This window comes from Streptococcus sp. HJ1 (genome assembly GCF_052399005.1).
GTDB lineage: Bacteria > Bacillota > Bacilli > Lactobacillales > Streptococcaceae > Streptococcus.
In genome coordinates, this window is sequence record NZ_CP199005.1 from 1090998 (window position 1) to 1104796 (window position 13799).

A 13799-nucleotide genomic window follows, 5' to 3' on the forward strand; every position below is an offset into this window, starting at 1 on the left:
TTTAACTTACACTAGTTCTACGTCAACTCCAACTGCAGCAAAAGTTTCCTTAACTTGTTCAAAATTACTTGACATGATTGTCGCCTGTTTTAAATTTGGGAACTGCTTTAATTCAGCCAAACTAACCTCATTCAAATCAAAAATACTATCTTCACCATCCCACTGAGGAATCAGATTCATAAAAATTTCATTACCGCCATCCATATCAATCTCTTTTACAAGACTTGCATACTTCTGTGAAATCTGAAGATTTTTAAAGTATTCTAAGGCAGGCTCGACAAGTTCTGTACTTTCTGTATCAATATCCAACTCGCTAAATTCCTCTGAAAAATCAAAAATATCAAAAGCTGGCTTTAAAACCTCTAAATCATACATCAATACCTGGATAATAGCTAGTTTAAAATTCAGATTATCAAAATGAAGATATTTTTCTTGAACAACTTTTGGATTTGATTTTTGACGTTCATGCTTGATTTCTGGATAGTAGGAAATGGTGAGTGGATATCTCATTACATCTGGTCTTCCATTAAAATTGGTTCCACGAGGGGTCCATAAAATAAAATTGAAATCCCCAGTTCTGTGTCTATCATAAAGAAAATAGGGAGGCTTCCCATCAGTGAATACTACGGCATGACAAGGCATCTTGGGTAATTCTTCTTCTCCAAACATAGGTTTTACAACATCACCGTAGTAGAGACTGATAGTAGAAAGTAGATGCTCATCATCAAGATAGACCCTGCATTTCTTTAAATGATTCTTGACAGAAAACGAATGTTCAAATATAATACCAGCATTGTCGTAAATGTACTTTATGTATTTATTTTCTTTTTTGACAACCTGATCAGGCTTTCCTAATATAGCCTCAATATCTTTCAAAGATAATGGAAAAGACAAGCTGGTTCCGTTCATTACCATTGAATTGTCATGAAAATTGATTTCGAGGTTTTTAGGACCTTTCTTTTTAAAAAAACTAAACATTTGATTCTCCTATTTATAATTTTTTTATCTAAATGCATCAAATCTATTTTTCTAACGTTAGAAAATTTACTGTATAAAATAAGGTTTTGCCATATTTTTCGTCCGCAGTATTAAAAAAGCAGGAAGCCTTCTTGCCTTAAAATGAAAAGGTGAGAGGATTAGCAACGTTTCACTAACAAACTCACACACTCAGCGGTTCGGATTTACCGTATCATCCGTGAAAAAACAATCCTCACGAAATAATGGAAAGTCTTTTGTTTTAATATTGTTCCATTCGTAAACTGAACCTACAATATCTCCAATAATTGCTCCTAGCATGGCATTTCTCCTTATAAACTATTGGTTTAGACAGACATTTCTATTTGTCATACTCGTCTATTTTATCAGCATATATAGTTTTTACGGATAGATTTGTAATCTCCTTCCAACCCAAGTCACTTTAACTGTTTTGCACTAAATCTTGATGGTCAATGGCCCATTGAATCCACCCTGACCACTCCACAGCCAAGTGAATTTGGTGGTCTTTTACAATAGAATTGGGGCATAACGCCGGAAACTCGACACAAGTGACCGCCTCAATTCCCTGTTCTACATTACGGAATTGATGTCTTACTCCTCCAATAATGGTCCCGTCTTTTAGTTTCGCAATTCCGACGATCTGATACGGATACTCTTCATCCCGAGGCGTTTGAATTCCCTCTTCTTCGTTAAACCGAATAAAGAATTGCATTGGGAAAGGAGCATTTCCCGTTTTTTCAATGACCTCTAGTTCCTCTTCGCGGGGCACTAAAGCATAATGCTCTGGACAAACAGACAAATTGACTTTCAAATTTTCAGCTGTGTTTAGATACGTAACGTGATCAATCACCTTGCCTAAAATTTCTACATCAATTCCTTCTGCATAAATTTTAGTCGTGGCCTTTTTTCTTCTTTTCCCAGATAGTTTAGTCGCAATCTTTAGACTGATATCGCCTAATTTTAGCTGATTCTGAATTTTTGCGACAATCGCATCATATCCTAGATCTACCTTTTTCTCGGTTAGCACTTCACATAATTGTTCCGTCGACGCTTCCCAGTCATAAGAAAGTCCCAAATTTTTATAAACTGAAATTACGTGTTTTCTTTTCCATTTTTCTAACGCTTTAGCATCAAAACTTTTTTCATTCATTAGAATATCCATTTTTCTCACCAACTTTCTTCAGCTTAATCTATCTTTCCTCTATAAAACTTTTAGAGAAAATAGAGCTTATGGCTTCACCCACTAAACTAAGAATTATTTATTTACGATACTCCTCTATTTTGTTACTGTGTTCTTTCAGAAGTTGTTTGGAATAAACTTTTTCTTTCTTTGAGTCTCGAACTTCTTTCCAAAGAATAGAAGCTACTTTTAGTTTATTAGAGTAGTTGGCACTATTTTCGTCTGCACAGAAATCCTTTAGAAATTGATTCCATTGACAAACCGAATGATCATACTTGGCATAATCTGAATTTCCATAATAGACTTTTAGCATATCTTGGATTGTGAAATTCAAATCATTTTCTTTTTTTACTTTTCTCCAAGCAGTGGCCATATTAGCAGTAAATTTAAAGGGCGAAACACCTGTTAAAGTTGAGAAATATTCTCTAAAGTTTGCATTAAAGGAGAATCCACATTCAAGTAAGGGCGTATCTAAAGTAACGACTTCTACTCGTTTCTTTTTCCTTTTTACTGATGATTTTTTAATCAAATTCCCGTTGAAGTACTGCTCAATAATATCATTGAGTTCTTGTTTTGTACCTCTATATTCAAGCCCTAATGACTTGCATATCTGTGAAAGTTCATCACGATACCAATAGTATTTATTAAATTCATCAAAGGATGTGACTTTATCAAACTCAGGTCTGCTCTCTATCAATATAACACCTCCTTAAAAACAGTTTAGGTTTTCATTTCTAAATAATGGAGTTTTAGTTTCTTTATTTTGAGGATTAGCTACGTTTCACTAACAAACTCAAACACTCAGCGGTTAGGACTTACTGTATCATCCGTGAAAAAACAATCCTCACAAAATAAAGGAAAATCCTTCGTTTTGATATTGTTCCATCCGTAAACTGAACCTACAATGTCTCCAATAATTGCTCCTAGCATGGTATTCCTCCTTATGGCATATCAGATTCGTTACACATTTCTAATGAGTCACTCTTTAAAAATGGCACCACCAAATCAATCCACTCATAAGGCAGGTAAGCTGATAAATAGCCGTGGTTATAGCCCTTTGCTTCATACAAAATTGTATTTGAATGTAGCTGATGAAATAATTTCGCTGATTCTTTCACACAGTTCAATTCTTTTTCACCATAAATATACAGAACCTGAGCCCTGCTAGCAGAAATCATATCTTTCAACTTGTAACATCCCATATAGTTTTTGTAAATGGTCACCAATGTTTTGATAGGCGTCCTTGGCAAATCCTCCAAATAATAAGCTTTTATTTCCTCTGGATAAGCCCGTTTAGGATAGAGTTTGTTCATCATGCTTAACTGAAGTTTGCAAGAGAATTTATTGAACATCAATTTACCAAATAGAGACACTAGAAAGATGCTGATTTTAGCTAACCTTGGTTGAGGAATGCAGACGCTTCCATCTATGATGGCCTTCTCAGCAATTTCACTGTCTAAAGACAAAAGCTCCATGGTAATTTGACCACCAAGTGAAACACCACCGATTGCAAACAATTTCCCACCACAGTTTTCTTTGATATAGTCTAGAATCTCCAAAGCAGAATCTTCAGTAGAAACATAATCAAGTTGATATTCCTCGCCGTGGCCATTCAAAGTGGGTAGAATAATACGGTATTCTTCTGACAAGATTCGTGCTTGACGAAGATAATTCCACCAAGAACTTCCACCACCATGTATCAGTAAAATAGGAGGCAAATTCTTATCACCAAATTCATGGAATTTCATGTTTAAACTCCTTACTGTAGAACTTTCACTAGCTACACCCATGTTTAATCAGCTTGTACAAGCAGTGATGTCTCATCAAATAGAAAAGTCTCTAACATTGATTATCTAGAATGACCACACGTTACTTTCAATAATGGATATCCTGATCTAAATTTTAAAATGTTGTTTCCTTACTAATTCTATTACTCGCCAATATAGTATAAATCAAATAACCAATAAAAATGATAATAAAAATAAGATTAATTTTTAACACAAAATAGAGATTTAACAAATTTGCGAATGCATGAAATAATACACAGTATCCCACAGATTTCGTTTGACGGTAAAGAAGCCCTAAAACAAAACTTAAAAATAATGTATATATAAAAAATAAAATAAAAGGAAATCCTTGATGACTTTCTCCAACTATAAACCATAAAGGCAGATGCCATATTCCCCAAATTGATCCTACAATCAAATTAGATTGCCAATAAGTATATTTTTTATCAAGTAATGGTTGTAATATTCCTCTCCATCCTAATTCTTCATGTCCACCACCAAAAAAAATTAGTTGTATAAAGAATAATGGCATCAGATAAATTGATACTCCGTTTAATTCTAAGGAAGATACAGAAAATAGTATCAAAATTGCTAACATATGATAAATAAAATAAATACTACTATTTTCTATCTTATTAAATAAAAAATGTTTAAATTTTATATTATTACTTTTTAAATAAAAGCCACTTGCAATAGCTGGTCCAAGTGCACCAACTATATGTAATATTCTTCCTATAAATGTCTCTAATCCCAAAATATAAGATTGTGTAAAGATGGCAAGAAGCCCCCAAGATATATAAGTAATTCCAAATGTAAAACAAAGATAATTTTTTAAATTCCTTTTATCAATTTCTGTCATTTTTTTCTTCCTAATCTTGATTATTTTATGAATAATATTTTTACTGCTTCTTAGTTGCTATCGATTATAACTACCTATATTCTATCATAAAAACACAAAAAAGCCTTACAATCAAGGCTTTTCACTATTCATTTCGTCAATACTTTAGTTTCGTAGATTCAGATTCGCATGATTAAAACTAGTCAATTTTCTCAATAATGTTTCCAAGTCTATCCAATACAAGACAGGAATGATCATTTAGTGGAATTATGGGAACACTGACGAGTTCTTCTGCTCTATCCTTATTAGCTTTATCATTCCAGGAATCATAATGGACACTAATTAAAAACTGACTAAAGAGTCCTAATCCATTTTTTATCTTTATCTGATGATCTGAATTATCATTAGGTGAGACATAGACTTTTTCTCCTAATAATAGGGCTCCTGCAGAAAACCCTATAACTTTTGCCCCTTTATTAAGCATATGATCGATATAATTTTTGAACTCCTGATTGACATAAGTAGCTATATATTTTTCCGTATTTCCTCCACCAATGATGATTAGATCAGCATCTAAATAGCTATCAAAATCAATATGCTCAGTGTCCAAAAGTAAGTAATCAGTGTTTAGATTAGGAAATTGACTTTGGAAAACTTCCGTGTACTTTTTCATATAGGGTTGCCAATTATCTCGAAAAACTGTAAAAATAACAATTCTTTCAATCTTGCTTGATAATACAATTTTATCAACAATGCTATATTTCGTTATTGGGGGATTCCCACCCATCAAAAAAATTTGTTCTTTCAAGTTAACACACTTTCTAAAGAGACATAAAATTTAAACAAGTTTATTCACGTTTCTAAATTATAATTTCTTCTTAAAGTGAATAATTCTATTTGCCTCCTGAAATCCAATATTGAGATGAAATCTTATAGAATCCGTATTCGTTAAAGTACAGTCACTTGCAAATTCCTTACATCCTTTATTTTTCGCCCATTCCTCACATTTTGTACAGAGATTTTTAGCAATATCCTTTAAACGATATTCCTCGTCGACAATAATCCCTTCTAAGAATCCAACAGGACTATATTTACAACCTTCAACATAATCAAATCTAAGTGAACATAGTGCTAGACCTACAATTGTATCACCTTCAACTTCAGTAAAGATTGCAGTATTTTTGCCATTCGTATATTTTTTTACTTCATCAAAAGCTTCTTTATCGGTCAATTGGGGCCATAATTGTTTTATTAGTTTAGCCGTTTGTATAGAATCTTTTGTTATTCCATCCATATTGAGGTTCCTCCGAAAATTACAAGCAAATGTTTCGAATCATGCTGTTACTTTGTTACTCATTGATTGATACCAATACCATCGCCTTCTACTTTTCGACTGTCTCAGATCGGAAGAGCAGAGCCATGCACTCAGCGGTTCGGACTTACCGTATCATTTCGTCGGTTTCCCTCCTCATTCTACGAGTCCTATCCCATGGGCGGAGCATCTACTCCTACTTCGCTGATGCCTCAGCTCGTACAACAGTGATACCGCCTCAACATGATGCGTTTGTGGAACTCAAAAGGTTCGGGGAACCTTTTGAGGATTAACTACGTTTCACTAACAAACTCACACACTCAACATGCGTTGTTTTCTTTATTTGTACACTTTTTTTCGTCATTGTTTACGGCATTAAAACACAATTTATCATTATCTATTTTAGCATTCTTTCTTTTAGATTTGTAAGATTTTGCATTTTTAATCGAAGAATCTCCCGTTTTAAAAATTATAGTCAACATTGCTGGATCAATTTCTCCATCAGAATTTATTCCACCTACTATGATTTTTTCAACGATACTCTCAAAAATATCCTTATCAAACTCCGTCAAAGTCTTTTGTGAAGTTAAAATTTCTTTAAAATTCTCTAATCTACTTTTTATATCAACTTCTGATTTTAAAGTTACTTCTAGGTTTACTTTTTCTTCTAAAAGTTTTTCTTTCTCAATTTGTATTTGATTGAATTTATCTTCATATACAGAATCACTAATTTTTCCATCAAGATTCATTGAAACTAATTTTTCTTCTTTTTTGTACAACGAATTTAATTTACTAACTATCTTATTCAACTCCACTTTTAAAGTATCATCAGTAAGCTCTTCTTTTATAATTTCAAGAAAGTCTTCAGTTAGGTTATTATTTTCATAAAACAACTGTTGGTAGCTCTGTAAAAAAGCATTTTCTATTGCTTTTTCCTCTATTCCTTTACTATGAATGCAATGCTTTTTACCTTTCTTTATAGATGTTGTACAGTGCCAGATAATCTTTTTGTACTCTGAACTAGAGTGCCAACTTCTTCGAGACAGAACAGTACCACAAAAACCACATTCCAATCTACTACTAAAAGGATACATTCTTGAATATCTTTCTCGTTTTCCTTTTGTATTTGCTATGGTTTTCTTGTTACCTGCTCTTCGTAATCGAATTTCTTGCGCCTGTGTAAATGTTTCTGGACTAATTATTGCATCATGATTATTTTTAATGTAGTATTTATCTTCTTCACCGAAATTTATCAAACGTCTTTTACTAATGGGGTCAACCGTGAAAGTTTTTCCCATTAGAATATCACCTTTATACTTCTCGTTTTTAATAATTCCTAAAACTGTTGTATCTTGCCAGTGATCAAGACCTCTCGGAGTTTTATAACCTAGTTCATCCAGTTCTCTAGCTATTGCCTTACCCCCAATACCATCAATGTATCTTTCAAAAATATAACGTACTATTTTGGCTTCTTTTTCATTTATTGATATTGACTTTGTATCTTGATTATAGTCATAACCAAGACAACCTTGAAAACCAATAAGTTCTCCACGTTGCATCTTCATTTTTAAACCTTTTTTAACATGGGCAGATGTATTTTCAACTTCCTGCTGAGCCACTGAACTTAAAATCGTTAATAGTAACTCACCATCCATAGTTAAAGTATCAATGTTTTCTTCTTCGAAAAATACTCCAATTTGTTTATCTTTAAGCAAACGAACATATTTGAGAGTATCTAATGTATTTCTAGCAAAGCGAGCAATGGCTTTGGTAATGATATAGTCTATTTTTCCATCAAGGCAATCTGAAATCAATCTTTGAAAATCTTGTCTTTTTCCAACTTGAGTTCCTGAAATCCCTTCATCAGCATAAATGTCAACCAAATGCCAATCTTGGTGCTGTGATATATACTCTCTATAATGACGAACTTGAGAATCATAGCTATTTTTTTGATCATCACTATCGGAACTAACACGACAATATGCTGCTACTCTCCATTTGACATGGCTTAACCTCCTATTTCTCTGCATTTATTTTACCGCAACCAATAAAAAAGGTCAGCTAATTTGTGTATATTTTACGCAGTTTCAGCTTTATTTTTTCATATTCTTTTTCGCTAATAAGTTTTTTTAAGAATAATAGATTTAGCATCTCTAGCTCGACTATATAATTTTCTAAATTTGATTTCAAAAAATCACTTCCCTTTTATCTTTTATCAATCTCCTCCATGGCATGACTGATGAAGTCATCATAAGAATTTCACTTGCTGCTCTTTTACGGTGGCAGCCTGAACGGTCAGAAGTATCATTGTATATCATTTGTATCATGGCATATAAAGTATCGCTCTATTTTATTGATGGTTTTAAAATCGCTCTTATCATGGCGAGCCATTCAAATTTGCTCCACAAATGAGGAAAGTACCATTTTGGACTATTCAATTGTCAATGTGCTTTCTTAACCTAATACTTTTTGGAGTAATGGTCTTCTTTATTATCTACTCGACCTACAAGGTAATCTAAACTTACATTATAAAAATCTGCAAGTTTGATAAGGTCATCTATAGAGATTAACCTGGTACCTGATTCCATTTTAGAATACGCTGATCTTGTACAATTTAAGATTGTTTTTGCAACATATTCTTGTGTCAAATCAGTATCCTCACGTAAATCTCTAATCCTTTTCAACATATAATGTCTCCTAAAATAAGTATAGTATAGTTACTTTCTTATTTTATGAAATGTGACAAATTGGCACACGAAAGTCTTATATACATACTTTTTAGGAAATTGTTTACTCTATATGTATCTCATTTTCCTTGATAGATTTCGTATTTTTTGTTTTCTGGTAGTTCTTTATCGTACGATTAAACATCTCAAATAAATTTATAGCTTCCCTATGTTGTTCCTTCAGTTTTTCAAGCCTTCCTTTATAAATGAACAAATCTTTCTCTATTGTGTCCACTGATATTTTGACATTAATATTATCTTCTAAATTTCCTGAACCATTTTCCATATCATTCAACAATATTTCCTCTAAACTAGACAAATTATCAATTTTATCTTGGACTTGTTGAATAATATTCTCTAGATATGATATTTGGTCAATGAAATCTTTTGTTATGCCTTCATAAGTATTCGAACTAGTTTCTGAAGATATAAGAAAATCTAATTGTTCTATTTTTTCTTTAATTTTGCTTAGAGGAATTCTTCTATACATATACTGCGATTCATACTGAAGATTAAATTGTCTAATCAAAGTTTTACCTTTCATAAAGCGATTTTTTTCTGCTGAATCTTTATGATATACATAGTAAGAACTAGTTTCTCTGAGAAATACTTTAACTTTTTCTTCTTCCATATTGATTTGAATATTTGGTACAAAAATAAGTCCTTCTTGTCGGATTCCAAACTGTACCTTAATGTAAATTCCATCTTCTACCACTTCTTCAACTTGATTAAGATTCAACTCTACTTCAAACTCATGAACAGCATCCCTATTTCTCTTGAAATCTTGATATGATTTCCATATCCCATCTTCTGTCGGCAACTTTTTTTCTTTAATTAGCTTTTCTTCATTGTAACGTTCAACTAAATTTTTATTATCTAAGACAACAGTTTCATTTTTGTTATTAAAATAGTCTTGAAAATAACTAACACTATACTGATTCGTTTTTACCAATTCCTGCTCTGAAATCTTAATCCCATCAAATTCAAATAGAACATGTTTTGCTTTCGGAATTATTTTTAAGCCCAAAAATTCTGCTCGTTGAATCAATTCATTCATATTCTTCATTTTCGGAAGTAAAAATTCTAAGATGTTTATGATTTCCCTTTGAACAAACTTTTTCTTAAAATAAGTTTCATTATAAGGTTGTTTTCTACTCAATTTACTATCACGTACGACTTGTTTCATATTTGAATCAGTCATAAAAAAAGTAACATGCTTGTGTCTAAAATCAATTTTTAAATGTAAAGCTTTTGCTTTTTTCTTGAAATCTTCAAAATTTTTCGAGTTCTCGATTAGAAAATATACTCGTTGTTTTATTTCGTATTTGTAATTTGTTTTTCGATAAACTTCATACTGATGATGAGAATAACGATTTTCTATAATTCTTGCGCCTACAATTTTTGAAAGACGATCTGAAACCATTCTTAGATTACGTTCTGCTTTATAATCCCATAGAAACTTTTTATCAGAATTCTTATCAATTGAATTTAGTATGATGTGATTGTGGATATGATCTTTATCAACATGAGTTGCCACGATAAATCGAAATCTACCACCTGTTAACTCTTTAACTGTCTCATAACCAATCTGATTGATTTGTTCTGGAGTAAGATGGTCATCTGGAGAAAAGGACTGAATGATATGATGAGAATGAATTTTTCTTTGATTTGCTTCTTGCCTATCATGACGAATTTCATAAAGAGTATCATTGCTTAAAAAATTATCATTGTACATCTTCACTAGTTCTTTATAACTAGGAAAATCTAAATAATTTCTCATGCCAAAATCTGAAACTAGTGTTAGGTTTTTTGTTTTACTTGGATTCAAAATATATTTGATTAGTTTACTACGATAATTTTTTCCATGTATCGCAAAGTGTTTAGTGACGACCATAAAATTTCCTCAATTTTTCAGATTGGATAAGAAAATCTTTCTCCACTTCTACTATTAACTCTTCTATACCTTTTCTCAATTCATCTAATTCAACTTCCGTTATTAAGTTCGAATAATTTATGCTTCTGGCGATTTGATTAATATTATTTCCTATTCGTTTTAATTCAAAAATTAAATCTTGATAACTATTCGTATCAATGGTGATGAAATTCATACCAGGATCTAATAGAGTTCGTCTAGCATATTCTGAAAAGGATAAGCAGTTACTTTTTGAGATATTTTCATTTAATTTGACTAATTCGAGATCAGATAAAAAGACTTTTTTTAAATTTGTTCTATATCGGTGTTCCACTCTACCACCTCATGTATTTGTTACTAAAATCTTCACTAAGAGGACTTGTTTTTTCTACCTCTTTAATTAATTCTTGAATACAAGTTAACAGAATAGAAACATGTTCTTGAGTAACCTGATGATTTATTTTAGCAATTATTAATATTTCATGAACATCACGGCTAATTTGTTCCAACTTTTGATTTTTCCAAAGGTTGAACCATTTTTCCATCTGTTTTTGTCCATCAGACAATAGTAAGCTTTTACGGAGAAAATCAGAAAAATTATCCTCTCCTTTCTCTCTCATTAAATCTAGTATTTGTTTTTCTTCCGTTTCTGTTAATCGAAATTGTTTCCGAATACTACGTATATCTTTTTTCATATGACTTTTCCTCTCTCATTGATACCTGTACTGACAATGTTAGCTTACAGACACTGTCGGTACATTTTACAAAATAGATTCAACATTTTTGTAAGGCTTTGCGAGCTCAGATATTGTGTCCACAATATCCCAAAAATCATATCGCCTGCCATTTCAAACCTCACGGTTTAAAAAACAAACGATATGAAAATGTGGTGGCACGCCCCCAAACCCCCAAGATAAATCTAAATTAAAAAAAGTATAACAAATACTTTTTGATAAAATTATCACAGAAAAAAGAGCCCTATCGGACTCTTACAAATTAAAACAATGTCTCTGATATTCATACTGCCTAATCCCACTACTATCTTTGTTCATCTTGATAGAAAAAACAAAGTAATGATCACGATTGTCTAAAGATTTACTTTTGTTTAATTTAAAATAATGTTTCTGAGACATAGCCATGGTGCGTAAAATATCATCAGTGATAAATATTAATGGTATATCTAAAGCAGAATACTTGTAAAAATCTGACTCAAACCTTAAATAAGAATCAGAAAAATAATCTAGCTGTAATTTATCATCATATAATTCTTTACGATTCATATAAATCTACCCCTTCTATCTGTATATCGAGTATATCTCCCCATCTTAATCGAAGAAAACCAAAGTCTGATTTAATGGATATAGACTCTCTCCCAATCTCTTTAACAATACCCGATACTACTTTTCTTCTATTTGAGAGCTTACAAACAAAAGTTGCTGGGAATACATTCGTATAAAGTTGACGAACAAATAGAACTTTCTCTTCCATTGATAGGGAAATGGAGATGTCTTCTCTATTTTTTTCTTCCCAAAGAGAACTTGAATGTTCTGACAAAAAGAATCCCATCCACTTAGCCATCCCACGGTCTTGATACTCTCTTGCAGACAAAAAAGGCAAATAAGAACGATTTATCATTTTAGTCCATCTAATCCTCCAGCTGAATGACCACCAATGAGTTTACTTCTTGCAATTGTTCTAGAAGCTTGATCCAGAGCATTCCCTTTCAATAATGAAGTAAAACCAAATTCTGTTCGAATAGCATCAATTGCGGACTGGAGCCTTTCTTCTTTTTCTATTCTCTCAACATCATCAAATAATGAAATCAATCCAAATGATTCATCTACTAAACCTGAATAGCTCACTGCAACACTTCTGATAGCTCCTGAAGTATATTTAGTGTGAAATAACTTTAAAACATAGTTTGTCAGTAGTGCTGTTTGATTAGTTGGTTCAATCTTCATTTGAGTATGAATAGATCGTTTCTGTTCCACTTTAGAATACCCTAAGTGTATAGAAACTACAGTTGCTTTCTTACCAGCTCTTCTCAATCTAACAGCAACTTGTTCTGCCATCTCACGAAGTATAATCTCAATATCTCTTTGTTTGACATAATCTCTAGGTAAAACTTGAGAGTTCCCTATTCCTTTTGACTTTGGCTTATAAGGTTTATGAACATTACTTTCATCGATCCCATTAGCATGAAACCATAACTCTAAGCCCATGATACCAAACTCTTTTTTAATCAAGTCAGGATTAGCCTTAGCCAATTCTTTAATCGAAAAGATGCCTAAACTATGTAATCTCTTCTCCATCCGATTCCCAATTCCCCAGAAATCTGTCATTTTAGGGATAGACCATACTTTCTTTTCAACATCTTCATAGGACCAATTGGCTCTCATTGTCGGAGTCTTTTTAGCTTCATTATCTAGTGCTAATTTAGCTAATAAGGGATTGGCATTAGACATACCTACCGTTGAATAGATTCCTGTTTTTCTCCAAATCTTTTTTTGAATAGCAGCTGAGATGATGTCTAACTTATCTTTTCGACTAATACTTTTATCAGGCACAAAATAATTTAATGAACTGGTTAAATCTATAAATCCTTCATCAATTGAGTAGGGATAAATATCGTCTGGTGCTGCAAAATCTTGAAAGATTTTTTGAATCTCCATATTGACTGCAATATAAGTATCCATTCTCGGAGGAACAATCACTGTTGATTTTGCCCACTTCTCTATATAACGGACATAGTCTATCGTTGTCGGTAACCCTTGCTTTCTAGCATTATAGTAAGAGAACTTTCTAGTCTTTACATCAAATGGTAAATCATAGGAACGTCCAACATTTGATTTCCCAAATACCTTCTTAAACATAGGAGAGGAAGCAAGGATTAACCCAGCAGAATTATCTGCTCGACTCATAACACAAAGTGAAGTCTTAAGTGGATGCAGGCCTCTATCTACACACTCTACACTTGCATAAAAAGATTTCATATCAATAAAGGCAATATCGCTTTTAGGTTCGAGACTATAATCAAACCAAGTCATA

General features: G+C 32.3%; 18 protein-coding genes. 1 reads left to right on the forward strand and 17 read right to left on the reverse strand.

All coding sequences use genetic code 11. The features are described from left to right. Positions 1-6: 6 nt before the first annotated feature. The 9 genes from ACT17O_RS05610 to aac(6') all read right to left on the reverse strand — a co-directional run bounded on the left by ACT17O_RS05610 (position 7) and on the right by aac(6') (position 6095). Positions 7-978, reverse strand: a complete 972-nt coding sequence (locus ACT17O_RS05610; protein ID WP_444817204.1) for a DUF6892 domain-containing protein — start codon at positions 976-978, stop codon at positions 7-9. Positions 979-1167: 189 nt separating this feature from the next. After that, positions 1168-1296 carry an ADP-ribosylglycohydrolase gene (locus ACT17O_RS05615; RefSeq protein WP_314977782.1) on the reverse strand — a complete coding sequence of 43 codons (129 nt, stop codon included), beginning with the start codon at positions 1294-1296 and terminating at the stop codon, positions 1168-1170. Positions 1297-1417: 121 nt separating this feature from the next. After that, positions 1418-2158, reverse strand: coding sequence for a hypothetical protein (locus ACT17O_RS05620; RefSeq protein ID WP_070800335.1), 741 nt, complete (start codon positions 2156-2158; stop codon positions 1418-1420). Positions 2159-2255: 97 nt separating this feature from the next. Continuing rightward, positions 2256-2873 carry an SAP domain-containing protein gene (locus ACT17O_RS05625; RefSeq protein WP_444817205.1) on the reverse strand — a complete coding sequence of 206 codons (618 nt, stop codon included), beginning with the start codon at positions 2871-2873 and terminating at the stop codon, positions 2256-2258. 104 nt (positions 2874-2977) lie between these two features. Then, positions 2978-3106, reverse strand: a complete 129-nt coding sequence (locus tag ACT17O_RS05630) for an ADP-ribosylglycohydrolase (protein ID WP_261014426.1) — start codon at positions 3104-3106, stop codon at positions 2978-2980. Between the two features lie 11 nt (positions 3107-3117). Further along, complete coding sequence (locus ACT17O_RS05635; RefSeq protein WP_444817206.1) at positions 3118-3924, reverse strand: alpha/beta hydrolase; 807 nt, start codon at positions 3922-3924, stop codon at positions 3118-3120. Between the two features lie 154 nt (positions 3925-4078). Beyond that, positions 4079-4822 carry a CPBP family intramembrane glutamic endopeptidase gene (locus tag ACT17O_RS05640; RefSeq protein WP_049489667.1) on the reverse strand — a complete coding sequence of 248 codons (744 nt, stop codon included), beginning with the start codon at positions 4820-4822 and terminating at the stop codon, positions 4079-4081. A 178-nt stretch (positions 4823-5000) separates the two neighbouring features. Further along, positions 5001-5609 carry a Type 1 glutamine amidotransferase-like domain-containing protein gene (locus ACT17O_RS05645; RefSeq protein WP_444817207.1) on the reverse strand — a complete coding sequence of 203 codons (609 nt, stop codon included), beginning with the start codon at positions 5607-5609 and terminating at the stop codon, positions 5001-5003. Between the two features lie 57 nt (positions 5610-5666). Continuing rightward, positions 5667-6095 carry an aminoglycoside 6'-N-acetyltransferase gene (aac(6'), locus tag ACT17O_RS05650; RefSeq protein ID WP_444817208.1) on the reverse strand — a complete coding sequence of 143 codons (429 nt, stop codon included), beginning with the start codon at positions 6093-6095 and terminating at the stop codon, positions 5667-5669. A 41-nt stretch (positions 6096-6136) separates the two neighbouring features. Here aac(6') and ACT17O_RS05655 point away from each other — a divergent pair, with 41 nt between their 5' ends. After that, positions 6137-6406: a hypothetical protein gene (locus ACT17O_RS05655; RefSeq protein WP_444817209.1), complete on the forward strand. Its 270-nt coding sequence runs from the start codon at positions 6137-6139 to the stop codon at positions 6404-6406. A gap of 27 nt (positions 6407-6433) precedes the next feature. Here ACT17O_RS05655 and ACT17O_RS05660 read toward each other — a convergent pair whose 3' ends face one another. The 8 genes from ACT17O_RS05660 to ACT17O_RS05695 form a co-directional block, all read right to left on the reverse strand. Beyond that, complete coding sequence (locus tag ACT17O_RS05660) at positions 6434-8143, reverse strand: recombinase family protein (protein WP_444817210.1); 1710 nt, start codon at positions 8141-8143, stop codon at positions 6434-6436. 429 nt (positions 8144-8572) lie between these two features. Beyond that, on the reverse strand, positions 8573-8800 hold the full coding sequence (locus tag ACT17O_RS05665) for a helix-turn-helix domain-containing protein (RefSeq protein WP_037606785.1): 228 nt from the start codon (positions 8798-8800) through the stop codon (positions 8573-8575). Between the two features lie 103 nt (positions 8801-8903). Then, on the reverse strand, positions 8904-10733 hold the full coding sequence (locus ACT17O_RS05670; RefSeq protein ID WP_444817211.1) for an SAG1250 family conjugative relaxase: 1830 nt from the start codon (positions 10731-10733) through the stop codon (positions 8904-8906). Next, complete coding sequence (locus ACT17O_RS05675) at positions 10720-11085, reverse strand: MobC family plasmid mobilization relaxosome protein (protein WP_048773374.1); 366 nt, start codon at positions 11083-11085, stop codon at positions 10720-10722. The genes ACT17O_RS05670 and ACT17O_RS05675 overlap by 14 nt, the downstream gene beginning before the upstream one ends. Before the next feature lies 1 nt (position 11086). Continuing rightward, the gene (locus ACT17O_RS05680) at positions 11087-11446 is read right to left on the reverse strand and encodes an SAG1252 family conjugative relaxosome accessory protein (protein WP_444817212.1); all 360 of its coding nucleotides are present in this window, start codon (positions 11444-11446) and stop codon (positions 11087-11089) included. 294 nt (positions 11447-11740) lie between these two features. After that, the gene (locus ACT17O_RS05685) at positions 11741-12031 is read right to left on the reverse strand and encodes a DUF5960 family protein (RefSeq protein WP_444817213.1); all 291 of its coding nucleotides are present in this window, start codon (positions 12029-12031) and stop codon (positions 11741-11743) included. Beyond that, positions 12021-12386 (reverse strand): hypothetical protein, encoded by a 366-nt coding sequence (locus ACT17O_RS05690; RefSeq protein ID WP_434398985.1) that lies wholly within the window; start codon positions 12384-12386, stop codon positions 12021-12023. Before ACT17O_RS05690 ends, ACT17O_RS05685 begins: the two co-directional genes overlap by 11 nt. Next, positions 12383-13798 carry a Y-family DNA polymerase gene (locus ACT17O_RS05695; protein ID WP_434398983.1) on the reverse strand — a complete coding sequence of 472 codons (1416 nt, stop codon included), beginning with the start codon at positions 13796-13798 and terminating at the stop codon, positions 12383-12385. Before ACT17O_RS05695 ends, ACT17O_RS05690 begins: the two co-directional genes overlap by 4 nt. Position 13799 lies beyond the last annotated feature (1 nt).

Coding starts and splice junctions, on each gene's coding strand:
- ACT17O_RS05665 (WP_037606785.1), bottom strand. CDS start 8,800: ATGTTGAAAAGGATTAGAGATTTACGTGAGGATACTGATTTGACACAA.
- ACT17O_RS05655 (WP_444817209.1), top strand. CDS start 6,137: ATGCTGTTACTTTGTTACTCATTGATTGATACCAATACCATCGCCTTC.
- ACT17O_RS05660 (WP_444817210.1), bottom strand. CDS start 8,143: ATGCAGAGAAATAGGAGGTTAAGCCATGTCAAATGGAGAGTAGCAGCA.
- ACT17O_RS05680 (WP_444817212.1), bottom strand. CDS start 11,446: ATGAAAAAAGATATACGTAGTATTCGGAAACAATTTCGATTAACAGAA.
- ACT17O_RS05610 (WP_444817204.1), bottom strand. CDS start 978: ATGTTTAGTTTTTTTAAAAAGAAAGGTCCTAAAAACCTCGAAATCAAT.
- ACT17O_RS05670 (WP_444817211.1), bottom strand. CDS start 10,733: ATGGTCGTCACTAAACACTTTGCGATACATGGAAAAAATTATCGTAGT.
- ACT17O_RS05635 (WP_444817206.1), bottom strand. CDS start 3,924: ATGAAATTCCATGAATTTGGTGATAAGAATTTGCCTCCTATTTTACTG.
- ACT17O_RS05695 (WP_434398983.1), bottom strand. CDS start 13,798: ATGACTTGGTTTGATTATAGTCTCGAACCTAAAAGCGATATTGCCTTT.
- ACT17O_RS05640 (WP_049489667.1), bottom strand. CDS start 4,822: ATGACAGAAATTGATAAAAGGAATTTAAAAAATTATCTTTGTTTTACA.
- ACT17O_RS05620 (WP_070800335.1), bottom strand. CDS start 2,158: ATGGATATTCTAATGAATGAAAAAAGTTTTGATGCTAAAGCGTTAGAA.
- ACT17O_RS05685 (WP_444817213.1), bottom strand. CDS start 12,031: ATGAATCGTAAAGAATTATATGATGATAAATTACAGCTAGATTATTTT.
- ACT17O_RS05630 (WP_261014426.1), bottom strand. CDS start 3,106: ATGCTAGGAGCAATTATTGGAGACATTGTAGGTTCAGTTTACGGATGG.
- ACT17O_RS05690 (WP_434398985.1), bottom strand. CDS start 12,386: ATGATAAATCGTTCTTATTTGCCTTTTTTGTCTGCAAGAGAGTATCAA.
- ACT17O_RS05615 (WP_314977782.1), bottom strand. CDS start 1,296: ATGCTAGGAGCAATTATTGGAGATATTGTAGGTTCAGTTTACGAATGG.